The organism is Pseudomonas sp. DWP2-2, assembly GCF_049897065.1.
Taxonomy (GTDB): Bacteria; Pseudomonadota; Gammaproteobacteria; order Pseudomonadales; family Pseudomonadaceae; genus Aquipseudomonas; species Aquipseudomonas paracarnis.
The window spans coordinates 20,619-43,103 of sequence record NZ_JAFCVN010000015.1 but is presented as its reverse complement, the minus strand read 5'-3'; the positions used below and the strand labels follow the sequence as shown (position 1 = coordinate 43,103).

The window sequence follows — 22,485 nt, the reverse complement described above, 5'->3', positions numbered from 1 at the left end:
CCTGTGAGGCCCTCTTCGCAGGCAACCCAGCTCCCACATTTGAATCGTGGCGTATCCACAAGCCTACAAATCAAATCGGTCCACCGCCCGCCGGCGCTCATTGTCGTCACGCACGTCATAGCTGGCAGTGGTCTGGATGTTGGTGTGATGCGCCAGTTTCTGCGCAATCGACAAATCATGCTCCTCGATCACCCGGGTGATAAACGAACGACGGAAATCATGGGGCATGATCTTGACCCCCACTTGATCGCCGCGCTGGCGCGCGATGTAGTAAATCGCATGCTTGGTGATCCGCTCTCGGGTGATATGGCTGCCTCGCCGGATGCGGTTGAACAGGAAGCTGTCGTCCTGCTCGCCTTCCTTGAGGTGCTCGCGACGAAACGCCAGCCAGGCTTGCAGCTTGGCAAACGCCCAGTCCGGCGCGTACTTGACCAACTCTTTGTTGCCCTTGCCGATCACGCGCAAGCTGCGCTCGTCAAAGTTGACCTGTGCCAAGTCCAGGTTCACCGACTCCGACTTGCGCATGCCCGAGCCATATAACAGGCCGATCACCGCTGCATCCCGCAGGCCCTGGGGCCGAGGGTCGGCGGCGCAGACGTCGAGCATCTCGCGGATCAAGGTGCGACGCAGGTTGCGGCCCTGGCTCAGGCGCGTGCCAGGTGTGGCCTTGACCGAGCGCATCTTCAACAGGTGGTCCTGGCTGATCAAGCTCATGCGCCACGCTTCATTCATGACCCCGCGCACCGCATTCACATACAGCGACGAAGTGTTCGGCGCTAAGCCGTCCTCGCGCAAGGCAGCCACCAGTGCGATGACGTGTTCAGGCTGCAGCAGGTGCCAGTCAATCTCTTCGAGGTTGAGGTCTTCGAAACCCAAGCGGTCGGCGGCATCCTGCAGCACGTAGCGCATGGTCAGTTGGCTGGAAGGCGCCAGGCGGGTGAGATATAGGGTCAGTGGGTTGCAAATGGACTCGGTCAAGGTAGATCAGCCTTTGGATTAAATACACCGACCAACTATTTGATTAGTCGATGTATTTAGTGGATTGGCGAAGGCCGAGTCTAACCCAGGACCGGCCCTGGCACAAAATCACGGGGCCGATTCGTCGTCTTCGCTGGCTGGCTGGGGTTGGGCCTGGGATTGGCTCCAGTCAGCGTCCTGTTGCTGCATCAGCGCGAACCACTGCTGGCGCATAAAAGCGAGGTAACTGTCCGGCGCCTTGGCAAAGTCCTTCTCGTCGCCATAGCAGCCTGGCAGGGGCAGTTCGGTGCCCTGCTCCTTGTATTGGCTGACCAGCGCTTGCTGCGCCGCGACGCTGCAGTCGGTGGGCAGGGGCATGCCGCGCAAGGCACCAGCGTCCTCGTCCCACCAACTGGCGCCCACGCGGTCAAGGCCACGCAGACGATACTTCTCGGACTTGCCGGCATGCATGATCAACTTGAATTCGTTGGGGCTGACATCACTGGTGCAGGCCCGCGAATAACCGACCGTGGCCTGGGTATTGCCGTCGCCCAGCAGGTCGGTGACCTTGGTGGCAGCCCGGTCAAAGCGCAGCCCTGCGTCGAATTCGCAGTGCTGTACATCGTCGTACAGCATCCACACGCGCTTGGGGCGCTCGCCACCCAGCACGTATTGCGCCGCGTAGACAAAGGCCGATTGGGTACCATCGTCATCGCGCTCACCGACTTGCTCGGCGAGTACCAGCAGGTTTTTGCCTTGGCGGTCATCCCAGGTATAAGCCGCGACCTGCTTGCCGCGCACTTCCACCCCGTCCGGCACCTGGTCCAGTGGGGTCAGCGCGACGCCTTGATCGGCCCGCACGCTGGTGACACAGGCCACCGTCATCAACAATCCCATCAGCGCTGGCCGCAACTGGCCGCGTAAAAGCTGCACGCTATTCATCCGAGTACCCTGGCAAGAGAGGGCTTACTTTACCGGCACTTGAGCGCTAATGCAGAGAAGATTGTTGAAGGGCGAGCATTGGGCTGATCGCCTCGCTCAGATTGAACCAAGCGTCTTGTACGAAGCTCCGATGTCGCCCTGTGAGACCTACATGTAACGCCTTGATTACTTAGCTGAACCCTAGCTGTCTGCCTGTCAAATAAACGAGTTTTTCATCCGCCTTTCATATTCGTTGCACATTTTTGCGCTTAACCTTGTAGGCAACACTTGAGAGCAATCCGTGGATTATCGACTAACCTATTGAAAACGCATCATCTTTAGCCCCGTTTTGTAACCTGCGGGCTGTAGTTTTGCCCAATGAACGCTGCCGTTTTCACGCTTGAAGTCGCTTTAGCCCGAGGTCATGAATCTTTGAAACCCTACCCTATTCATTGCGTGTCGATCGTTATCCCGGTCTACAACGAACAAGAAAGCCTGCCTGAGTTGCTGCGTCGCACCACGGCAGCCTGCAAGCATCTGGCCTACGAATACGAAATCATCCTGGTGGATGACGGTAGCCGCGACAACTCGGCCCAACTGCTCGAAGACGCCGCCGCGGAAGACGGCAGCAATGTGGTAGCGGTGATCCTTAACCGCAACTACGGCCAGCACGCGGCGATCATGGCCGGCTTTGAACAGTGCCGTGGCGAAGTGGTGATCACCCTTGACGCCGACCTGCAGAACCCGCCGGAAGAGATCCCGCGCCTGGTCGAGCAAGCTGCCCTGGGCTACGACGTGGTTGCCACCGTGCGGAATAACCGCCAGGACTCGGCCTTCCGCCGCTGGCCGTCGCGCTTGATCAACCTCGCCGTGCAACGTTCTACCGGCGTGGCCATGACCGACTACGGCTGCATGTTGCGTGCCTACCGCCGCACCATCGTCGACGCCATGCTCGCCTGCCGTGAGCGCAGCACGTTCATTCCTATCCTGGCCAACGGCTTCGCCCGCCACACCACGGAAATCCTGGTGCACCACGCCGAACGTGAGCACGGCGAATCCAAATACAGCACCATGCGCCTGATCAGCCTGATGTTCGACCTGCTGACCTGCATGACCACCACGCCCTTGCGCCTGCTGTCCATCGTCGGTTTCAGCCTGGCGGCGCTGGGCGTGCTGTTTGCCTTTGCCCTGATCGTCATGCGCCTGGCCTTCGGCGCCGACTGGGCCGGTGATGGCCTGTTCGTGCTGTTTGCGGTGTTGTTTGTGTTCACCGGTGGCCAGTTCATCGGCATGGGCCTGCTGGGCGAATACCTGGGCCGCATGTACAGCGATGTACGTGCCCGCCCACGCTTCTTTATTGAAAAAGTGCTGCGCAACCAACCGGCAGCACCGGCTCCAGTCGTCGTGGTCGACGGCCTGGTGTCTTCCCATACTTCTACTTCTTCTTCGGATCAGGTCCAGTCATGAGTTCAAAAGCTGTTGTATTCGCCTACCACGATATTGGCTGCGCAGGCATTGAAGCGCTGCTCAGCGCCGGTTACGACATTGCCGCCGTGTTCACCCATGCCGATGACCCCAAGGAAAACAACTTCTACGGTTCCGTCGCCCAACTTTGCGCCCGCAATGGCATCCCGGTACATGCACCGGAAGACGCCAACCACCCGCTGTGGATCGAACGCATCGCCAAGCTGAACCCGGAGTACATCTTCTCGTTCTACTACCGCAACCTGCTGAGCGAGCCGCTGTTGGCCACCGCCCGCAAAGGCGCGTTCAACCTGCACGGTTCGTTGCTGCCTAAATACCGTGGCCGCGCCCCGGCCAACTGGGTGCTGGTCAACGGCGAAACCGAAACCGGCGTGACCCTGCATCGCATGGTCAAGCGTGCCGATGCCGGCGCCATCCTGGCCCAGCAAAAAGTCACCATCGAGCGCAGCGATACCGGCCTGAGCCTGCACGCCAAGCTGCGTGAGGCGGCCACTGCCCTGTTGCGCGATGCTCTGCCACAGCTGGCCCAGGGCAAGCTGAGCGAAACCGCCCAGGACGAGAGCAAAGCCACCTACTTCGGTCGTCGCACCGCCGCCGATGGCAAGCTGGACTGGAAAAAACCTGCCGAGCAACTGTTCAACCTGGTACGCGCAGTGACCCAGCCGTACCCCGGCGCCTTCTGCGCCGTGGGCGAGCACAAGCTGATCGTGTGGCAAGCCGACGTGGTCAAGGGCAACGAAGGTTTGGCGCCTGGCCGTGTAATCAGCGTCAACCCGCTGCGCATTGCCTGCGGTGAAGATTCCCTGGTGGTCAAGTTCGGCCAGCGCAACGAAAACGGCCTGTACCTGGCCGGCCCGTCCCTGGCCGATGAACTGGGCCTGGTAGACGGTTCCGTGCTGCGCGGCGCCGAGTCGGGCCGCAAGCCGCGCCGTACCCGTGTGCTGATCCTGGGCGTGAACGGTTTTATCGGTAACCACCTGTCCGAGCGCCTGCTGCGTGACGACCGCTACGAAGTCTATGGCCTGGACATCGGCTCCGACGCCATCGAGCGCCTGCGCAGCCACCCGAACTTCCATTACGTGGAAGGCGACATCAGCATCCACACCGAGTGGATCGAGTACCACATCAAGAAATGCGACGTGGTGCTGCCGCTGGTGGCCATCGCCACGCCGATCGAATACACCCGTAACCCGCTGCGCGTGTTCGAACTGGACTTCGAAGAAAACCTCAAGCTGGTGCGCTACTGCGTCAAGTACAACAAGCGCGTGATTTTCCCGTCGACCTCCGAAGTCTATGGCATGTGCCAAGACCAGTATTTCGACGAAGACACCTCCAACCTGGTGGTGGGCCCGGTCAACAAGCAACGCTGGATCTACTCCGTCTCCAAGCAACTGCTGGACCGCGTGATCTGGGCCTACGGCGACAAGGGCCTGAAGTTCACCCTGTTCCGTCCATTCAACTGGATGGGCCCGCGCCTGGACCGCCTGGACTCGGCGCGTATCGGCAGCTCCCGCGCCATTACCCAGCTGATCCTGAACCTGGTGGAAGGCACGCCGATCCGTCTGTTCGACGGTGGTGAGCAGAAGCGTTGCTTCACCGACATTGCCGACGGCATCGAAGCCCTGGCGCGCATCATTGATAACGACAATGGCGTCTGCGACGGCCAGATCATCAACATCGGCAACCCCGAAAACGAAGCCAGCATTCGCCAGTTGGGCGAAGAACTGCTGCGTCAGTTCGAGGCTCACCCACTGCGCCACAATTTCCCGCCGTTCGCCGGTTTCCGCGACGTCGAGAGCAAGACGTTCTACGGCACAGGTTACCAGGACGTGGCGCACCGCAAGCCGAGCATCGAAAACGCCAAGCGCCTGCTGAACTGGGAGCCGAGCGTGCAGATGAGCGAAACCATCGGCAACACGCTCGATTTCTTCTTGCGTGAAGCCATGCTTGAAATTGCGGATAAAAAGTAATGCAGGCAGGTCTTCGCATCGACGTCGACACCTACCGCGGCACCCGTGAAGGTGTGCCACGGTTGCTCGACTCCCTGGCCGAAGCTGGGGTCAAAGCGACGTTCTTCTTCAGTGTCGGGCCGGACAACATGGGGCGCCACTTGTGGCGCCTGATCCGCCCGCAGTTTTTGTGGAAGATGCTGCGTTCCAACGCTGCCGGCCTGTATGGCTGGGATATTTTGCTGGCCGGCACCGCCTGGCCAGGCAAGCCGATTGGCCGCGACCTGGGGCATTTGATGCGCCAGGCCAAGGCCGCCGGGCATGAAGTCGGCCTGCACGCCTGGGACCACCATGGCTGGCAGGCCAACACCGGGCGTTGGAGCGAGGCACAGCTGGTCGAGCAGATTCGGCGCGGCGTAGACACCTTGAGCGACATCCTCGGCGAGCGCGTCGACTGTTCAGCGGCCGCCGGCTGGCGTGCCGATGAGCGCGTGGTGCAAGCCAAGCAAGGCTTCAACTTTCGCTACAACAGCGATTGCCGGGGCACCAGCCTGTTTCGACCAACCTTGGCCGATGGCAGTGCGGGCACCCCACAAATTCCGGTAGACCTGCCGACCTTCGACGAAGTCGTCGGGCCGGTGGTGGCTGCCAACGATTTCAACCGTTTCATTCTCGACAGGTTCAGCGCGTCGAAGCTGAACGTCTATACGATCCACGCAGAAGTAGAAGGGATTCTGATGGCCAATGATTTTCGCCAGTTGCTCGCCCAGGCAGGGCAGCGCGGCATTGATTTCAAACCCTTGGGCGAACTGTTGCCCACGGATGTGACCACCCTGCCCCAGCAACAGCTGGTACGCGGCGCCTTGAGCGGCCGCGAGGGCTGGCTTGGAGTACAGCAGGCATGATCCGCCGCTGGGCCTTGCCCCTGCTCCTGCTCGCGTTTGCGGTGTTCTACCTGCTGCCGTTGGCCACCCATGGCCTGTGGATTCCCGATGAAACCCGCTATGCACAAATCAGCCAGGAAATGCTGATGACCGGCAAGTGGGCCTCGCCGCACTTCATGGGGATTCGCTACTTTGAAAAACCTGCGGCCGGCTACTGGATGATCGCGCTGGGCCAGGCGATCTTCGGCCAGAACCTGTTCGGCGTACGGTTTGCCTCGGCGTTGAGCACCGGCTTGAGCATTCTGCTGGTGTATCTGGTCTCTCGCCGGTTGTGGAATGATCCGCAAAAAAGCCTGGTCAGCACGTTGCTCTACATGAGTTTCGTCAGCGTGGCTGCGCTGGGCGGCTATGCCAACCTGGACCCGCAGTTCACTTTTTGGGTCAACCTGACCGGCGTGGCCTTGTGGTTCTGCTTCGACAGCACCACGCGGCGTGCGCGCTTGTGGTCCTGGGCCTTGCTGGGCCTGGCGTGCGGCATGGGCTTCATGACCAAGGGCTTCCTGGCCTGGTTGCTGCCGGTGCTGGTCGCCCTGCCCTACGCCGTCTGGCAAAAACGTTTTGGCGAGTTGTGCAAATTTGGCCCTGTTGCCGTGGTGGTGGCGATTGCGGTCAGCGTGCCGTGGGCCCTGGCTGTGCACCTGCAAGAGCCGGACTACTGGCATTTCTTTTTCTGGCACGAGCACATCCAACGCTTTGCCGGTGAAGACGCCCAGCACGCCGAACCTTTCTGGTATTACTTGCCGCTGCTGGTAGGGTTCGCACTGCCGTGGGTTGCGCTATTGCCGTCCGCGTTCAAGCAGGCCTGGCTGCAACGGCGTGTGCCGAAAACCGCGTTCCTGCTACTGTGGCTGTTGATGCCCCTGGCCTTTTTCAGCTTGGCCAAAGGCAAGCTGCCCTCCTACATTATGCCGTGCATGCTCCCCCTGGCCTTGCTGATGGGCTCGGCCCTGAGCGACAAACTGGCTCAAGGCCACGGCCGCGTTCTGCGCATCAATGGCTGGTTGAACCTGGTGATCGGCGTGCTGGTCTTGCTGGCCCTCAGCTGGTTCCAGTTGAAGAAGCCGGTATACGAACCGGGAGAAGAAACCCTCAGCCTGGTGCTGGTGTTCATCTTTTTGTTCGGTTGGATCATGGTCAATCTGCTGCAAGCGGCGCGCCCTTTGGCATTGTGGGCCGCGCCGCTGATCGGCAGTGGATTGCTGGTGCTGCTGGTGCCTGCGGCGTTGCCTCATTCGGTGGTTTACAACAAGACCCCGGACCAGTTCATCATTGATCACATCGACGAATTGCAACCCAGCGTTGCCCTGCTGAGCAACGACCTGGGCGCCGCCTCGGCGCTGTCCTGGCGCCTCAAGCGTCCCGATATCACGCTGTACAACACCTCGGGTGAGGTCAAGTACGGCCTGGCTTACGAGGATACGGCCCCGCGTCTGGTCGACCGTAACCGCATCCAGGCGTGGATGGCCGAAACCCGGCGTACCGGCGCGGTGGGCGTGGTGATGCGCGTCAATAGCACCGGCGAAAAAGAAGAACTCGCACTGCTGCCCACTGACGGCAAGCGTTATGCGCAAGGCAAGATCGTGATCCTGATTTTCCCGCAGGTCACGCCATGATCACCCTGCTGCTACTGCTCACGGCCTGCCTGCTGACCTGCATGGGCCAGGTCTCGCAAAAATTCGCCGTGGAAAGCTGGCGCGGCGTGCCAGACGGCTGGGCACTGAAACTGCGCTCGCCGTGGTTGTGGTCGGCGCTGGTGTGCCTGGGCCTGGGCTTGCTGGTTTGGCTGCTGGTGTTGCAGCGCCTGGAAGTCGGCATTGCCTACCCCATGCTCAGCCTGAATTTTGTGCTGGTCACGCTGATGGCGCGCTTTGTGTTTCACGAACCCATTGATGGCCGTCACTGGCTGGGCGTGGGGCTGGTGATTGCCGGCGTGGTCTTGCTGGGGCGCCAGGTATGAGTCGCGTGCGGGGTTTCGCCCTGGCTTTGGGCAGTGTCGGCCTGGTGAGTGGTGCCCAACTGGGCATGCGCTGGAGCATGACGCGCCTGCCGCTTCCCACCCAATGGCTGGCGGCCTTCACGGATAACAGCATCGAACTGGGCGCCCTGGGCGCGGTGATCCTGGCGATCATCGCCTATGCGCTGTCGATGCTGTGCTGGCTCGGCGCACTGAAGCACTTACCCCTGGGCCGCGCCTATTCGCTGCTCAGTATCAGCTACGCGCTGGTGTATTTGCTGGCCGCCTGCCTGCCGGTGTTCAACGAAGATTTTTCGCTTTCAAAAACCCTGGGGGTGGCCTTGGTCATCCTCGGCGTACTGGTTATCAACTCTCGTCGTGCTAGCACCTCAAGTCCCAGGAATACCCCATGAAAATCAGTGTATTTGGTAGTGGTTACGTTGGTCTGGTCCAGGCCACTGTATTAGCCGAAGTCGGTCACGATGTCATTTGCATGGACGTTGACAAGCACAAGGTCGAATCGCTGCAGAAGGGGCATGTGACCATCTTCGAGCCGGGCCTGGCAGCCATGGTCAAGGACAACCTGGAAAGCGGGCGCCTGCGCTTTACCCACGACGAAAAACTCGCCGTCGAGCACGGTGAAGTGTTGTTTATTGCCGTGGGCACGCCGTCGGATGAAGACGGCTCGGCCGACCTGAAATACGTGCTGTCGGTGGGTGATGCGGTAGCCCGCCATCGCGTGGCGCCGGTGATCCTGGTGGAAAAATCCACTGTACCGGTCGGCACTGGCGACACATTGCGCGACCACATCCTCAATAACCTGCGCGCCGCCGGCCGTGAGCTGCAGTTCGATATCGTCTCCAACCCGGAATTCCTCAAGGAAGGCTCCGCCGTTGCCGACTGCCGCCGCCCGGACCGGATCATCATCGGCTGCGAGCGTGAAGAGGTGCGCGACGTGATGCGCGACCTGTACGCACCGTTCAACCGCAACCACGACCGCATCATCTTCATGGACCTGCGCAGCGCAGAACTGACCAAGTACGCCGCCAACTGCATGCTGGCCACCAAGATCAGCTTCATCAACCAGATCGCCGAGTTGGCTGAACACCTGGGTGCCGACATTGAGTCGGTGCGCCTGGGCATCGGTGCCGACTCACGCATCGGCTACCACTTTATCTACCCTGGCTGCGGTTATGGCGGCTCGTGCTTCCCCAAAGACATGCGCGCCCTGATCCACAGCGCCAAGCAGGCCAACTGCTCCAGCGACCTGCTCGAAGCCGTGGAAGCCATCAACCAGCGCCAGAAGAGCAAGCTGTTCGAGCGCATCAACGCGTTCTTCCAGGGCAACCTCAAGGGCAAGACGTTTGCCCTGTGGGGCCTGGCCTTCAAGCCCAACACCGATGACATGCGTGACGCCCCCAGCCGCGTGCTGATGGAAGCCCTGTGGGCTGCCGGCGCCAATGTGCGCGCCTTTGACCCTGAAGCCATGCAGGAAACCCAACGCATCTACGGCGATGACCCGCGCCTGATGCTGATGGGCACCCCGGAATCCACCTTGGGCGGCGCCGATGCGTTGATCGTGTGCACTGAATGGCAGCAATTCAAGGCGCCGGACTTTGACCTGATTCACCAGCGCCTGAAAACCCCGGTGATCTTCGACGGCCGCAACCTGTACGACGGCGAGCGCCTGACGCGCAAAGGCTTCAAGTACTTCCCCATCGGCCGCGGCGACTCCTGCGAGTTACCGATCCCCCAGCAAAACTGGGTGGAACAGGTCAAGGACGCTTGCTAAGTGAACATCGCCTTACCGTCCGGGCAGCGCGCAACGATCCGTCGCCAGTCCCTGGGGCTTGGGCTCTTGGCGCTGCTGCTGTTTATCGTCGGCAACTGGCACCAGGCGATCATCGGCTTTGATTCGCGCTTTGTGCTGTTTGCCCAGGAAATGCTGCGCCATGGCCCGAGTTTCTTTCCCACCACCTATGGTCAGCCGTATGCCGATTACCTGGCGACATCGACCCTGTTGACGTGGCTGCTGTCGGTACCCTTGGGCCAGGTCACCAGCCTGACGGCGTGGCTGCCCACGGCGGTCGCTTCGGCGCTGATCGTGGTGCTGGTCTATCGCCTCACGGCGCCCTACTCGCCACGTTGGGGCCTGCTGAGTATTGCGATGCTGCTGCTCAGCAGTACGTTCATCAGCGAAACCCGTGCAGTCTCCCTCGACCAGATGCTCGCCGCCGTGGCGTTGGCGGTGTTCTACCTAGGCTATGCCCATGATCATTTCGCTGCCGCCAAGCGCCTGCATTGGGTGTTTTTGCTGTTGCTGCTGGGGTTTGCCATCCGTGGCCCGATCGGCCTGGTGATCCCTACGGGCGTGTTGTGCAGCTATTACCTGATCAACCGCCAGTGGCGCCAGCTGTTCAGCTTCGGCCTGCTGGCACTGGCGCTGCTGGCGGCGTGCGTCGGTCTGTTGCTGCTGCTGGCCAAGCTCAGCGGCGGCGAAGACTTCATGCATGACGTGATTCGCATGCAGTTCCTGGGGCGAATGGATGGCAGCGAAGGCTCCGGCGGCGTCCTGTATTACTTCACCAGCTCCCTGGGCAACTACGCCCTGGCCTATCCACTGGCATTGTTAGTGCTGCTGGCGGTGCTGATGGACGGTCGACGCGCACCGGCCCCGGCCTTGAAGCTGGTGCTCTACTGCGCGGCAGCGGCTGTGCTGGTGATGCTGGGCCTGTCGGTACCTCAAGCCAAGAAAGCGCGCTACATCCTGCCGATGCTGCCGATGGCCGCGATCATTGCCGCGTACCCCTTCGCGGTCACGCAAGGGCGACAGTTTGCGTGGCTACGCGCCTTGATGCTGGGCATCTGGACGCTGTTGCCAACGCTGTTGGCCATTGGCTTGATGGTGGCGCGGCGGCGCTACCCGGAACCGCTGGCCGACCTTGAGCTGATCTTCGTCGTGCTCGGCACGCTACAGGTGCTGGCCCTGCTGGCATTGCTCCGCTCGCGGCTGCGCACCTACGGCCCCGCCTTGGCCGCCGTGCTCGCCCTCTGGACCACCTACATCATGGTGGTTGAACCCCTGGAACGTCAGGTGTACGACACCCGCACCTTCAGCCTTGCCGTCAAGGCGCACGTTCAGCAGCAACCGGCGCCGCTGGTGTTGCATGCACTGGGCAAAGACGCGAAAGCTATCAAGTTCATGGTCAACTTCGATTGCGACAAGGTGCCGCTGTTTACCCAACTGCCTGCCGAATTGAAACCGGTCCAGGCGCCGGCATGGTTGGTCATGAGCCAGGCTGACTTCCAGGCACTGGACGATCCGCGCCTGCGCTCAATCACGCCGACGCTCACCGCAGCGTTCGACAAAAATCCGTATGTGTTGCTGCACTTGGCAAAAGCCACGACGCCTTGAGTGCTTTGCCCGCTGCACTGTAAGAAAGAACGCCCACTCCTCCACGAGTGGGCGACTTTCATCATAGGTACCAAGAAAACACCTACATTTGTTTGCGTAATGGCTGGTGCACTTTCCCTTCCGGTGCTCGGAGCCCAACTGTAGACTCGCTGCCACGTGCACTTACTATCTACCACCCGACCGCCAGGACTGCCCTGAAACGCTTGGGCCAGGGCACTTCATGACAACAAGGACGTTGTAGGCTGCCCGCGCGCGATGGCTTACTTCATCGAGAGGACAATGCCGTGCGAGAAAACCTGTTAACCCTCCCTTTACCCAGGCTGGATCGCTTGATGGCGTTGCGTGACGCACTGGTGGCGTTGAAGGGGCCGCTGGCCGACGATCCAAGGCTGCGCGAAGACCTGCAAGCGCGTCTGTTCAATGAAGAAACCCATAGTCGCGTGCTGGGCAAGATCAATCCGGCTACACCCGCAGACTCCGGGCCGATTACCTACGGCGAGGCCTTTTAGCTGCATTTATTTTGCATTTAACCCTCATTAATATGCATTGGCGCCGCGTTATCAAGCACTGCACACTGCACAGGTTCCTTCCCCCAAATGTTGGAACCTTCAAAGGGCTGTTCCGGGAAACCAGGCAGGCCTTTTTTTTCGCCCGCTGTTTATGGACCGTCTCTCAATGCTCGCTCGCTGGTTACCCGCTGCAATCAACACCCGTCCCGCCGAATGGAGCCGTGCAGCCATCGGCATGGCCCTGGGCACGATGTTCAGTGTCTGGGCCTGTGCCCAGGTGTTCGGCATGGAGGTGGCCCTGCACCTGCTCGGCCCTCTGGGCGCATCGGCCGTACTGTTGTTTGCCGTGTCGTCGGGGGCGCTGGCCCAACCCTGGTCAATCATGGGCAGTTACCTGTGTGCAGGCATCGTCGCGTTGTTGGTCGCCCGCGTCTTGGGGCGCACCTTGGGCAGCGCCTGCCTGGCGGCGGGCATGACCGTGATTCTCATCTGCTGGCTGCGCTGCCTGCACCCACCGGCCGGCGGCCTGGCCATGACCCTGGTGCTGGCCGATCCGGCATCGGTCAACCTCGGCTGGTACGAGCTTGCGCCGGTGATGCTCGGCGCCGGCGCCCTGCTCGCCTGCGCGCTGGCCTATAACAATGCCACGCGCACGCGTTATCCCAAGGGCCTTGCCGAGCCAGCCCCGGTTATCCCGGGCACTGCCAATGCCGTGAGCGAGCCGAGCATCACGGCAGCCGACCTCAAGCTCGCGTTGGCCGAGATGGAGCAGTTCTACGATGTCGAACCGACAGAGTTGGAGCAACTGATCCACGCCGCCGAGGGCCATGCCCGACGTCGCAGTATCGGTGAGGTACTGGCCAGCCGGGTGGTTTGACCGGCACTGCATAAATGCAACAACGACCTGCAGGATTCCGGGTTGTACTGGGCAAATTTGCACTGGTACGATCACGAGAGAGTTCACCCGCGAACATCTTGATAAAGACAATAAAAGCAGGGAGTTAGAGATGACTGCTCAGGTTTCATCCCAAGCAAGCCGCGCCGAGGTCCAGCAGGACGCTGTCCTGGCAAGCGTGCGCAACCATATCGGCCACCTCACCCTCAATCGTCCCGCTGGCTTGAACGCCATCACCCTGGACATGGTCCGCCAGTTAACCGCGCATTTGCAGGCCTGGGCCGACGACGCCGAGGTCTACGCCGTGGTACTGCGCGGCGCCGGTGAGAAAGCCTTTTGCGCCGGCGGCGACATCCGCTCGCTGTACGACAGCTTCAAGCAAGGCGACACCCTGCACCAGGACTTCTTCGTCGAGGAATATGCCCTCGACCTGGCCATTCACCACTACCGCAAACCCGTACTGGCGTTGATGGACGGCTTCGTCCTCGGCGGTGGCATGGGCCTGGTGCAAGGTGCGGACCTGCGGGTAGTCACCGAACGCAGCCGCCTGGCGATGCCGGAAGTGGCCATCGGCTACTTCCCGGATGTCGGCGGCAGCTATTTCCTCTCACGCATTCCGGGTGAGTTGGGTACTTACCTTGGGGTGACTGGCGTGCAGATCCGTGCGGCCGATGCCTTGTACTGCGGGTTGGCAGACTGGTACATCGACAGCGCCAAGTGGGTTGAGCTGGATCAGAAACTCGACGGCCTGCAATGGCACGACTCGCCGCTCAAGGACCTGCAAGGCGCACTCGCCAAGCTCGCCGTGCAGCAATTGCCCGACGCCCCCTTGGCGGCCTTGCGCCCGGCCATTGACCACTTTTTCGGGTTGCCGGACGTGCCCAGCATCGTCGAGCAACTGCAACAAGTCACCGTGGCCGATAGCCATGACTGGGCGCTGACCACCGCCAACCTCATGCAGACCCGCTCGCCCCTGGCCATGGCCGTGACCCTGGAGATGCTGCGCCGTGGCCGCCACTTGCCACTGGAACAGTGCTTTGCCCTCGAACTGCATCTGGATCGCCAATGGTTCGAGCGCGGCGACCTGATCGAAGGGGTTCGCGCACTGATCATCGACAAGGACAAGACTCCGAAGTGGAACCCGCCCACCCTCCATGCGCTGGATGCCAGCCATGTGGACAGCTTCTTCCGCGACTTCGTGCAGATTGGGAAATAAGCCATGCAAGATCTTGAATACACTGAAGAACAAGTGATGATCCGCGACATGGCGCGGGATTTTGCCCGAGGCCAAATCGCCCCCCATGCCCAAGCCTGGGAAAAAGCCGGCTGGATCGACGACGCCCTGGTGGCGAAGATGGGCGAGCTGGGCCTGCTAGGCATGGTCGTCCCGGAAGAATGGGGTGGCACCTATGTCGATTACGTCGCCTATGCCCTGGCCGTGGAGGAAATATCCGCCGGTGACGCTGCGACGGGCGCGTTGATGAGCATCCATAATTCAGTGGGTTGCGGGCCGATCCTCAACTACGGCACAACCGAACAGAAACACACCTGGCTGGCCGAACTCGCCAGTGGCCAGGCCATCGGTTGCTTCTGCCTGACCGAACCCCAGGCCGGTTCCGAAGCCCATAACCTGCGCACCCGTGCCGAGCTGCGTGATGGCCAATGGGTCATCAATGGCGCCAAGCAGTTTGTCAGCAACGGCAAGCGGGCCAAGTTGGCCATCGTGTTCGCCGTGACCGATCCAGACTTGGGCAAGAAAGGCATTTCGGCGTTTCTGGTGCCCACCGATACCCCAGGTTTCGTGGTCGACCGCACCGAGCACAAGATGGGCATTCGTGCGTCAGACACCTGCGCCGTTACCCTCAACCAATGCAAGGTTCCCGAAGCCAATCTGTTGGGTGAGCGCGGGAAGGGGCTGGCCATCGCCCTCTCCAACCTGGAAGGCGGCCGCATTGGTATCGCCGCCCAGGCCCTGGGCATCGCCCGCGCCGCGTTTGAAGCCGCGTTGGCCTACGCCCGTGATCGGGTGCAGTTCGACAAGGCAATCATCGAACACCAGAGCGTGGCCAACCTGCTGGCCGACATGCAAACCCAGCTCAACGCTGCGCGCCTGCTGATCCTTCACGCCGCACGCCTGCGCACTGCCGGCAAACCGTGCTTGTCCGAAGCCTCCCAGGCCAAGCTGTTCGCCTCGGAAATGGCTGAGCGGGTCTGCTCCAAGGCGATGCAGATCCATGGTGGGTATGGGTATCTGGAGGATTACCCGGTGGAGCGTTACTACCGGGATGCACGGATCACGCAGATTTATGAAGGAACCAGCGAGATTCAGCGGATGGTGATTGCCAGGGAGTTGAAAAACTACCAGCTCTAACGGACATGACACCATCGCCTTCTGTAGGAGCGAGCTTGCTCGCGAAAAACGTCAACGATAACGCGTGCTTGCTGACTGACCGCGGCGTCTGTGAGCTTCTCGCGAGCAAGCTCGCTCCTACAAAAATGCCTTGACCGTCTGGCATTATGGCTTGCCTGCGATGCAGACACCTCGGTCCATCAGCTAACCGAGGCGATGCCATCGCAGGCAAGCCAGCTCCCACCTTTGCTCTGCGGGGTTTGGCAGGGTTATTTATCCTTGAATTCCGGCGCCCGCTTGGCCACGAATGCGGCCATGCCTTCCTTCTGATCCTGGGTCGCGAACGCCGCATGAAACACCCGGCGCTCAAAGCGCACGCCTTCGGACAGGCTGACTTCAAACGCACGGTTCACGCTTTCCTTGACCATCATGCTGATCGGTACGGATTTACCAGCGATCAGGGTGGCCACTTTCAGCGCTTCTTCCAGCAACTCATCGGCGGGCACAATACGCGCGACAATCCCGCAGCGCTCGGCCTCTACCGCGTCAATAAAACGCCCGGTCAGGCACATTTCCATGGCCTTGGCCTTGCCCACTGCACGGGTCAGGCGCTGGGTGCCGCCCATGCCCGGCAGCACGCCCAGATTGATTTCCGGCTGACCGAATTTGGCGGTGTCGCCGGCAAGGATAAAGTCACACATCAGGGCCAGTTCGCAGCCGCCGCCCAGGGCGAAGCCATTCACGGCGGCGATGATCGGCTTGCGGCGATTGGCCACGCGATCGCTGTCGCTGAACAAGTCGTCCATATAGATCTGCGGGTAGGTCAGCTCGGCCATTTCCTTGATGTCGGCACCGGCCGCGAAGGCTTTTTTCGAGCCAGTCAGCACGATGCAGCCAATTTCAGGGTTGGCTTCCAGGCTGTCCAGCGCCTGGTTCAGCTCACTGACCAGTTGTGCATTCAAGGCGTTCAGTGCGCTGGGACGGTTGAGCGTGATCAGCCCGACACGGCCCTGGACGTCAAGCAGGATGGTTTCGTAACTCATGTATCGGCTCCTTAAAGATTGCGTGAGATGACCATGCGTTGAATATCGCTGGTGCCTTCGTAAATCTGGCAGACCCGCACGTCGCGGTAGATCCGCTCAAGGGGGAAGTCGTTCAGGTAACCGTAACCGCCCAAGGTTTGCAAGGCGGCCGAGCAGACTTTCTCGGCCATTTCGGACGCAAACAGCTTGGCCATGGACGCTTCCACCAGCGCCGGCTTGCCACTGTCACGCAGGGCGGCGGCGTAATGCACCATCTGCCGGGCGACGGCGATCTGGGTGGCCATGTCGGCCAGGCGAAAGGCCACGGCCTGGTGTTCGATCAACGGCTTGCCAAAGCTTTCACGCTCACGGGCATAGTCGCGGGCCGCTTCGAAGGCGGCGCGGGCCATGCCCACCGACTGGGAGGCGATGCCCACGCGGCCACCTTCCAGGTTGGCCAAGGCGATTTTGTAGCCCTCGCCCTCCTCGCCCAGACGGTTGGCCACCGGTACTTTCACGTCTTCAAACAGGATCTGACAAGTGTCCGAGGCATGCTGCCCCAGCTTGTCTTCCACCCGTGCCACGGTATAACCGGGCGAATCGGTGGGCACAATAAACGCGCTGATTCCACGCTTGCCTGCGGCGGGGTCGGTGACCGCAAACACAATCACGATCCCGGCGTTTTGCCCGGAGGTGATGAACTGTTTGCAGCCGTTGAGTACATAGTGGTCGCCTTCAAGGCGCGCACGGGTTTTCAGGCTGCTGGCGTCGGAGCCGGCCTGGGGTTCGGTCAGCGCGAAGGCACCGAGCATGGCGCCGCTGGCCAGGGGCGTGAGGAACTGCTCTTTCTGCTGGTCATTGCCAAATTTGAGGATCGGCACGCAACCCACCGAGTTGTGCACGCTCATGATCGTGGAGCAGGCACCGTCGCCCGCGGCGATTTCTTCCAGGGCCATGGCGTAGGCCAGGTAGCCGGTGTCGCAACCGCCCCACTGTTCCGGGACCAGCATGCCGAAAAATCCCAGTTCGGCCATTTCCCCAATGGCCTCCTTGGGAAAACGATGCTCGCGGTCCCACTCGGCGGCGAAGGGTTTCAAACGTTCCTGGGCAAATTGCCGGGCGGCGTCGCTGATCTGCAGTTGTTCGTCATTGGGCAACATAGGTCATCCTCAATACAGGCATTCAACGGCCATGGCCGTGGCTTCACCGCCGCCAATGCAGATAGCGGCGACGCCACGCTTGAGGCCCTTCTGGCGCAGGGCCGCGAGCAACGTCACCAGGATGCGTGCGCCGGAGGCACCAATGGGGTGGCCCAATGCACAGGCGCCACCATGCACGTTGACCTTGTCGTGGGGAATCTCCAGCTTGCTCATGGTCACCAGGCTGACCACGGCGAAGGCCTCGTTGATTTCGAACAGGTCGACCTCGTCGAGGCCCCAGCCGGTCTTGCTCATCAGTTTGCGAATCGCCCCCACCGGCGCCACCGGAAACAGCCCAGGCTCATCGGCAAACGCGGCGTGCCCGTGGATCACTGCCAACGGCTTGAGGCCGCGCTTGAGCGCCTCGGACTCACGCATCAGCAACAACGCCGCGGCGCCATCGGAGATCGAGCTGGAGTTGGCTGCCGTCACTGTACCGCCGTCACGGAACGCCGGTTTAAGGCTGGCAATCTTGTCCAGCCTGGCTTTCGGCGGTTGCTCATCGTGAAGGATGGTTTTTTGTTCCTTGCCCACGGTGACCTGCACCGGGACGATTTCACTGGCAAAGCTGCCGTGGGTGATGGCCTCTTGTGCGCGGGTCAGGGAAGCGATGGCAAACGCGTCCTGGGCTTCCCGGGTAAAACCATTGTGCTCGGCGCAGTCCTCGGCAAAGGTGCCCATCAGGCGCCCCTTGTCGTAAGCATCTTCGAGGCCGTCGAGGAACATATGGTCCAGCACCTTGCCGTGGCCCATGCGGTAGCCGCTGCGCGCACGATCCAGCAGGTACGGGGCGTTGGACATGCTTTCCATGCCGCCTGCGATCACCACATCCACGCTGCCAGCGCGCAGCGAGTCGTGGGCCAGAATCGTCGCTTCCATACCGGAACCGCACATTTTGTTGAGGGTGGTGCAGCGCGTGCCCTTGTCCAACCCGGCGCCCAGGGCAGCCTGGCGGGCAGGCGCCTGTCCAAGCCCGGCGGGCAGCACACAGCCAAACAGCACTTCGTCAACAGCATCGGTGGCGATACCGGCACGCTCGACCGCCGCACGAATGGCGGCTGCGCCCAGCTGCGGTGCGGTCAGGCTTTTGAGGTCGCCCTGGAAACCGCCCATGGGCGTGCGCACGGCGCTGACAATAACAATAGGGTCGTTCATGGCAATTGCTCCTTATTTGGCGGCCATGCGCAAGGCACCGTCGAGACGGATCACCTCGCCATTGAGCATGCTGTTTTCAATGATGTGGCGTACCAGCGCGGCATATTCAGCGGGTTTGCCCAAGCGTGGCGGGAACGGCACGCCGGCAGCCAGGGAGTTGCGGACTTCGTCGGTCATGCCGGCCATCATCGGGGTTTCGAAAATGCCCGGTGCAATGGTCATCACGCGGATACCAAAGCGCGCCAGTTCCCGTGCGGCAGGCAAGGTGAGGCTGGCGATCGCGCCCTTGGAGGCGGCGTACGCAGCCTGGCCGATCTGCCCATCGAATGCCGCCACCGAGGCGGTATTGATGATAACGCCGCGCTCGCCGTCGGCATTCGCCTCGGTTTCAGCGATAGCCGCAGCGGCCAGGCGCAACAGGTTGAAGCTGCCGACCAGGTTGACGTTGATCACCTGGGCAAAGCTTGCCAGGCCGTGCGGGCCATTCTTGCCGAGGATCTTCTCGCCGCGCACCACACCCGCGCAGTTGACCAGGCCATGCAAGCCACCAAAGGCCTCGACCGCTGCCTTCACCGCCGCTTCTGCAGCGGCTTCCTGGCTGATGTCTGCTACGGCACTGCGGGCGTTGTCGCCCAGTTGCTCGGCCTTGGCGGCCACGGCGTCAGCGTTCAAGTCCACCAGCATCACCTTGGCACCTGCGGCGACCAGCATTTCAGCCGTGGCCGCGCCGAGGCCCGACGCGCCGCCGCTGACCAGGAATACCTTGTTTTCAATCTGCATCGTTGTTTCCTTTTAAAGGGATCACGCCACGGCCGCCTGGGCCTTGGCTATTTCCTGATTGCGCAAAATAAAGCGTTGCAGCTTGCCGCTCGGGGTCTTGGGCAAGTCGCTGACAAATTCGATTTCCCGCGGGTACGCATGGGCGGCCAGGCGCTGACGCACATGCAGGCGCAACTCTTCAGCCAGCTCCGGGGTGGCACGGTATTGCTCACTGATCACCACAAAGGCTTTGACCAGCTCGGTGCGCTCCGGGCAAGGCTTGCCGACCACGGCAGCCTCGACCACCGCAGGGTGTTCCACCAACGCGCTTTCCACATCGAAGGGCCCCACGCGGTAGCCGGATGTAGTGATCACGTCGTCGCTGCGCCCGACAAAGCTGATGCTGCCGTCCGGGTTCAGCTCCACGGTGTCGCCGCTGAGGTAGTACTTGCCGACGAACGCGTTGGTTTTCACGCCGTCGTACCCGGCAAACCAGCACATAGGCGATTGCTCGCGGTCGATGGCAAGGATGCCGGGTTGGCCGGCTGGCAGCTCCTGATGGTTGTCATCCAGCACCACGATGCGATGCCCTGGCGAGGCAAAACCCGCCGAGCCGACATGCACCGGATGCGCCAAACCATGGTGATTGCACAGCACCATGCCCAGCTCGGTCTGGCCGTAATGGTCGTGGATGGTCACGCCCAGGTTGTCGGCGAACCAGCGGATCACCTCCGGGTTCAATGGCTCGCCGGCGCTGCTGACGATGCGCAGCTTGCCCTTGATCGAACGGGCGAACTGTTCGCCACCGGCAATCAACAGCCGATACGCCGTGGGCGAACCGGTCAGGTTGGTGATCGCGTATTTATTGATGACCCGGCAGGTGCTTTCCAAAGTGAACGGGCCATCGTAGAAGGTAATCGGGTGCCCCATGGACAACGGCCCGGTCACGCCGAAATAGATGCCATAGGCCCACCCAGGGTCGGCAACGTTCCAGAACGCGTCCTCGGGGCGCAAGTCCACGGCGTCGCGCATATAGCCCTGGAACGCGACGATGGCCTTGAGCGGTACCGACAGCGCCTTGGACGGGCCGGTGGTGCCGGAGGTGAACATCAGCAGGAACGGCTCCTCTGCGCCCAGCAGCACCGGCTCGCAGTGAGAAGAGTAATTGGGCAGTTCGGCCCAGAAGCTGTAGTCGCCCCGCACGATACCTTCGCCTTTGGCCCCGGCGACTGTGACGATGGTCGGGCAGTCGGCGACCTCCGCCAGCTTGGGACGGTTCACTGCATCGGTGACTACCAGCGCTGCGCCAGAGCTGTTCAAGCGATGTTCAATCGCCTTGGGTCCGAACGCGGTAAACAGCGGCTGATAGACCGCGCCGATGCGCCACGTTGCCAGCACGACCACCAACAATTCGGCAGTGCGAGGCAACAGGCCCGCCACTTTGTCACCGCGCTTGACGCCCTGGGCCAGCAGGAAGTTGGCGAAACGTGCGGCCTGCTCCTGCAGTTCGGTAAAGGTAGAGGTGGCGCTGCGCCCGTCCTTGCCTTCCCAGAACAACGCGATGCGCCCCGGCAGCGCGTGACGGTCACAGCATTCAACACAGGCATTGAGCGCCTGCAGATTGCCGGCCAGTGCGGCGTCGGCGGTATGCTGGTAATCAAACTCGGTAGTGGCAGCCAAATACTCACGCATCGCTTCCTATCCTTCTGTGTTTTTATTTTCAGGACGTTTACAACTCGATAAACCGCTGAAATAGTCGCTCCAGAGCGGCGCAGCGGCAATGGTCAAAGCCTTCAACTTGGCTGACTGGTTTGGCCAGTCCGTAGTGAACACGGGGGCTTTTTCGCTTTTCTGTGGGAGCGGGCTTGCCCGCGAAGGCGGTGGGTCAGTCACCCCGACTGTCACTGCACCACCGCTTTCGCAGGCAAGCCTGCTCCCACAGGGTTATGTACTGCCGGTTCACACGTTAGTCATTGAGTTGACTGATCAGACGGTCGATCCAAGTGATTGGACGCGATGCATAGCAGCTTCTAATCTGACAGCCTGCTCCGCCACAGAAGCCCTCCATGATCGTTCGCCCTAAACCCAACGTCCTGGGTATCCTGTTCTCCCTCAAAGGCTCCATTGCCAAGCGCATTGCCTGGCGCAGCCTGCTGGTCACGCTGTTGGCCTCGGTCATCGTGCTGGTGGAAACCCTGCACCCCGCCTATTTTTCCAAGGTCAACGCTACGCCCTTCACCTTGTTGGGCCTGTCACTGTCGATCTTCATGAGTTTTCGCAACAACGCCTGCTACGACCGTTGGTGGGAGGGCCGCAAGCAACTGGGGCAAATGGTCATTGACGTGCGCTCGCTGATTCGCGAGACCCAGGTGCTGGGGGACACCGCCGAGCGTGCTGGCCTGCTGCGCGGCCTGTGCGGTTTTGCCCATGGCTTGGTCGCGCATTTGCGCCATGAAGATCAAGCCCGGGCGATACACCCGTGGATCAGCGTGCCAGCGAGCCACCCCAACCTGCCGGACAGCGTGCTGCAAGCAGTCGGTGCGCGCTTTTCGGTCCTGGCACAACAGGGCGTGATCAGCGAATGGCGCTACACCCAACTGGAAGCCCGGCTGGTCAGCCTGAGCCAGGTGCAGGCGGCATGCGAGCGCATCAAGACCACACCACTGCCCTTTCCCTACACCCTGCTGTTGCACCGCACCATCTACCTGTTCTGCATCTTGCTGCCATTCGCCATGGCCGAGCCTCTTGGCTGGTTGACGCCAGTGTTCACCGCGATTGTCAGCTACACCTTCTTTGGCCTGGATGCGATTGGCGATGAATTGGAAGACCCCTTCGGCTTCGACGAAAACGACTTGCCGTGTGACGCTATCCTGCGGACATTGGAGCGCGAGATCCTCTCCGCCTTGGGTGAAGTCAACCTGCCGCCAGCGTTGGAGCCAGCGGACTACGTGCTGACCTGACGCGGGTTTGA

At 61.4% G+C, this 22,485-nt stretch carries 20 protein-coding genes; 13 read left to right on the top strand and 7 right to left on the bottom strand.

Annotated features, from left to right (window positions below; translation table 11 throughout):
- Window positions 1–63 precede the first annotated feature (63 nt).
- Window positions 64–978, bottom strand: coding sequence for a site-specific integrase (locus ACP7CZ_RS24165; protein WP_034127441.1), 915 nt, complete (start codon window positions 976–978; stop codon window positions 64–66).
- Window positions 979–1,086: 108 nt separating this feature from the next.
- Entirely contained in the window at window positions 1,087–1,899 is an 813-nt protein-coding gene (locus ACP7CZ_RS24160) for a M949_RS01915 family surface polysaccharide biosynthesis protein (protein ID WP_294165523.1), read from the bottom strand.
- A 411-nt stretch (window positions 1,900–2,310) separates the two neighbouring features.
- Here ACP7CZ_RS24160 and arnC point away from each other — a divergent pair, with 411 nt between their 5' ends.
- The 12 genes from arnC (at window position 2,311) to ACP7CZ_RS24100 (ending at window position 15,400) form a co-directional block, all read left to right on the top strand.
- Entirely contained in the window at window positions 2,311–3,345 is a 1,035-nt protein-coding gene (arnC, locus tag ACP7CZ_RS24155; RefSeq protein WP_054896500.1) for an undecaprenyl-phosphate 4-deoxy-4-formamido-L-arabinose transferase, read from the top strand.
- Complete coding sequence (gene arnA / locus ACP7CZ_RS24150) at window positions 3,342–5,333, top strand: bifunctional UDP-4-amino-4-deoxy-L-arabinose formyltransferase/UDP-glucuronic acid oxidase ArnA (RefSeq protein WP_294165518.1); 1,992 nt, start codon at window positions 3,342–3,344, stop codon at window positions 5,331–5,333. The genes arnC and arnA overlap by 4 nt, the downstream gene beginning before the upstream one ends.
- The gene (arnD, locus tag ACP7CZ_RS24145) at window positions 5,333–6,217 is read left to right on the top strand and encodes a 4-deoxy-4-formamido-L-arabinose-phosphoundecaprenol deformylase (RefSeq protein ID WP_054896502.1); all 885 of its coding nucleotides are present in this window, start codon (window positions 5,333–5,335) and stop codon (window positions 6,215–6,217) included. The genes arnA and arnD overlap by 1 nt, the downstream gene beginning before the upstream one ends.
- Window positions 6,214–7,869: a lipid IV(A) 4-amino-4-deoxy-L-arabinosyltransferase gene (arnT, locus tag ACP7CZ_RS24140; RefSeq protein ID WP_294165515.1), complete on the top strand. Its 1,656-nt coding sequence runs from the start codon at window positions 6,214–6,216 to the stop codon at window positions 7,867–7,869. The genes arnD and arnT overlap by 4 nt, the downstream gene beginning before the upstream one ends.
- A complete protein-coding gene (arnE, locus tag ACP7CZ_RS24135) occupies window positions 7,866–8,213 on the top strand; it encodes a 4-amino-4-deoxy-L-arabinose-phosphoundecaprenol flippase subunit ArnE (RefSeq protein WP_032897302.1) in 348 nt (115 codons plus the stop codon). Before arnT ends, arnE begins: the two co-directional genes overlap by 4 nt.
- The gene (gene arnF / locus ACP7CZ_RS24130; RefSeq protein WP_294165513.1) at window positions 8,210–8,623 is read left to right on the top strand and encodes a 4-amino-4-deoxy-L-arabinose-phosphoundecaprenol flippase subunit ArnF; all 414 of its coding nucleotides are present in this window, start codon (window positions 8,210–8,212) and stop codon (window positions 8,621–8,623) included. The genes arnE and arnF overlap by 4 nt, the downstream gene beginning before the upstream one ends.
- On the top strand, window positions 8,620–10,002 hold the full coding sequence (locus tag ACP7CZ_RS24125) for a UDP-glucose dehydrogenase family protein (protein ID WP_034127447.1): 1,383 nt from the start codon (window positions 8,620–8,622) through the stop codon (window positions 10,000–10,002). Before arnF ends, ACP7CZ_RS24125 begins: the two co-directional genes overlap by 4 nt.
- Window positions 10,003–11,625 carry an ArnT family glycosyltransferase gene (locus ACP7CZ_RS24120; protein ID WP_236454237.1) on the top strand — a complete coding sequence of 541 codons (1,623 nt, stop codon included), beginning with the start codon at window positions 10,003–10,005 and terminating at the stop codon, window positions 11,623–11,625.
- Between the two features lie 320 nt (window positions 11,626–11,945).
- The gene (locus ACP7CZ_RS24115; protein ID WP_254989728.1) at window positions 11,946–12,134 is read left to right on the top strand and encodes a type VI secretion system contractile sheath small subunit; all 189 of its coding nucleotides are present in this window, start codon (window positions 11,946–11,948) and stop codon (window positions 12,132–12,134) included.
- 166 nt (window positions 12,135–12,300) lie between these two features.
- Window positions 12,301–13,011 (top strand): HPP family protein, encoded by a 711-nt coding sequence (locus ACP7CZ_RS24110; RefSeq protein WP_057975912.1) that lies wholly within the window; start codon window positions 12,301–12,303, stop codon window positions 13,009–13,011.
- A gap of 130 nt (window positions 13,012–13,141) precedes the next feature.
- Window positions 13,142–14,245, top strand: coding sequence for an enoyl-CoA hydratase/isomerase family protein (locus ACP7CZ_RS24105; RefSeq protein ID WP_236454234.1), 1,104 nt, complete (start codon window positions 13,142–13,144; stop codon window positions 14,243–14,245).
- 3 nt (window positions 14,246–14,248) lie between these two features.
- On the top strand, window positions 14,249–15,400 hold the full coding sequence (locus ACP7CZ_RS24100) for an acyl-CoA dehydrogenase family protein (protein ID WP_294165499.1): 1,152 nt from the start codon (window positions 14,249–14,251) through the stop codon (window positions 15,398–15,400).
- A 248-nt stretch (window positions 15,401–15,648) separates the two neighbouring features.
- On the opposite strand, the gene ACP7CZ_RS24095 is transcribed toward ACP7CZ_RS24100, so the two are convergent.
- From ACP7CZ_RS24095 to ACP7CZ_RS24075, 5 genes are read right to left on the bottom strand one after another with little or no spacing between them, the layout of a single operon-like run.
- Window positions 15,649–16,422 carry an enoyl-CoA hydratase gene (locus ACP7CZ_RS24095; RefSeq protein ID WP_034127452.1) on the bottom strand — a complete coding sequence of 258 codons (774 nt, stop codon included), beginning with the start codon at window positions 16,420–16,422 and terminating at the stop codon, window positions 15,649–15,651.
- An 11-nt stretch (window positions 16,423–16,433) separates the two neighbouring features.
- The gene (locus tag ACP7CZ_RS24090) at window positions 16,434–17,561 is read right to left on the bottom strand and encodes an acyl-CoA dehydrogenase (RefSeq protein ID WP_034127453.1); all 1,128 of its coding nucleotides are present in this window, start codon (window positions 17,559–17,561) and stop codon (window positions 16,434–16,436) included.
- Between the two features lie 9 nt (window positions 17,562–17,570).
- Window positions 17,571–18,755, bottom strand: a complete 1,185-nt coding sequence (locus tag ACP7CZ_RS24085; protein ID WP_054896512.1) for an acetyl-CoA C-acyltransferase — start codon at window positions 18,753–18,755, stop codon at window positions 17,571–17,573.
- Between the two features lie 12 nt (window positions 18,756–18,767).
- Window positions 18,768–19,535 (bottom strand): SDR family NAD(P)-dependent oxidoreductase, encoded by a 768-nt coding sequence (locus tag ACP7CZ_RS24080; RefSeq protein ID WP_054896513.1) that lies wholly within the window; start codon window positions 19,533–19,535, stop codon window positions 18,768–18,770.
- A gap of 21 nt (window positions 19,536–19,556) precedes the next feature.
- Window positions 19,557–21,206, bottom strand: a complete 1,650-nt coding sequence (locus ACP7CZ_RS24075; protein WP_197900558.1) for an AMP-binding protein — start codon at window positions 21,204–21,206, stop codon at window positions 19,557–19,559.
- Between the two features lie 374 nt (window positions 21,207–21,580).
- On the opposite strand from ACP7CZ_RS24075, the gene ACP7CZ_RS24070 reads away from it, so the two are divergent.
- Window positions 21,581–22,474, top strand: coding sequence for a bestrophin family protein (locus tag ACP7CZ_RS24070; RefSeq protein WP_054919016.1), 894 nt, complete (start codon window positions 21,581–21,583; stop codon window positions 22,472–22,474).
- Window positions 22,475–22,485 lie beyond the last annotated feature (11 nt).

What these genes read in the sequence shown, in the direction of transcription:
- ACP7CZ_RS24160 (WP_294165523.1), bottom strand. Translation starts at nt 1,899, where the DNA reads ATGAATAGCGTGCAGCTTTTACGCGGCCAGTTGCGGCCAGCGCTGATG.
- arnA (WP_294165518.1), top strand. Translation starts at nt 3,342, where the DNA reads ATGAGTTCAAAAGCTGTTGTATTCGCCTACCACGATATTGGCTGCGCA.
- arnD (WP_054896502.1), top strand. Translation starts at nt 5,333, where the DNA reads ATGCAGGCAGGTCTTCGCATCGACGTCGACACCTACCGCGGCACCCGT.
- arnT (WP_294165515.1), top strand. Translation starts at nt 6,214, where the DNA reads ATGATCCGCCGCTGGGCCTTGCCCCTGCTCCTGCTCGCGTTTGCGGTG.
- arnE (WP_032897302.1), top strand. Translation starts at nt 7,866, where the DNA reads ATGATCACCCTGCTGCTACTGCTCACGGCCTGCCTGCTGACCTGCATG.
- arnF (WP_294165513.1), top strand. Translation starts at nt 8,210, where the DNA reads ATGAGTCGCGTGCGGGGTTTCGCCCTGGCTTTGGGCAGTGTCGGCCTG.
- ACP7CZ_RS24125 (WP_034127447.1), top strand. Translation starts at nt 8,620, where the DNA reads ATGAAAATCAGTGTATTTGGTAGTGGTTACGTTGGTCTGGTCCAGGCC.
- ACP7CZ_RS24110 (WP_057975912.1), top strand. Translation starts at nt 12,301, where the DNA reads ATGCTCGCTCGCTGGTTACCCGCTGCAATCAACACCCGTCCCGCCGAA.
- ACP7CZ_RS24105 (WP_236454234.1), top strand. Translation starts at nt 13,142, where the DNA reads ATGACTGCTCAGGTTTCATCCCAAGCAAGCCGCGCCGAGGTCCAGCAG.
- ACP7CZ_RS24100 (WP_294165499.1), top strand. Translation starts at nt 14,249, where the DNA reads ATGCAAGATCTTGAATACACTGAAGAACAAGTGATGATCCGCGACATG.
- ACP7CZ_RS24095 (WP_034127452.1), bottom strand. Translation starts at nt 16,422, where the DNA reads ATGAGTTACGAAACCATCCTGCTTGACGTCCAGGGCCGTGTCGGGCTG.
- ACP7CZ_RS24090 (WP_034127453.1), bottom strand. Translation starts at nt 17,561, where the DNA reads ATGTTGCCCAATGACGAACAACTGCAGATCAGCGACGCCGCCCGGCAA.
- ACP7CZ_RS24085 (WP_054896512.1), bottom strand. Translation starts at nt 18,755, where the DNA reads ATGAACGACCCTATTGTTATTGTCAGCGCCGTGCGCACGCCCATGGGC.
- ACP7CZ_RS24080 (WP_054896513.1), bottom strand. Translation starts at nt 19,535, where the DNA reads ATGCAGATTGAAAACAAGGTATTCCTGGTCAGCGGCGGCGCGTCGGGC.
- ACP7CZ_RS24075 (WP_197900558.1), bottom strand. Translation starts at nt 21,206, where the DNA reads ATGCGTGAGTATTTGGCTGCCACTACCGAGTTTGATTACCAGCATACC.
- ACP7CZ_RS24070 (WP_054919016.1), top strand. Translation starts at nt 21,581, where the DNA reads ATGATCGTTCGCCCTAAACCCAACGTCCTGGGTATCCTGTTCTCCCTC.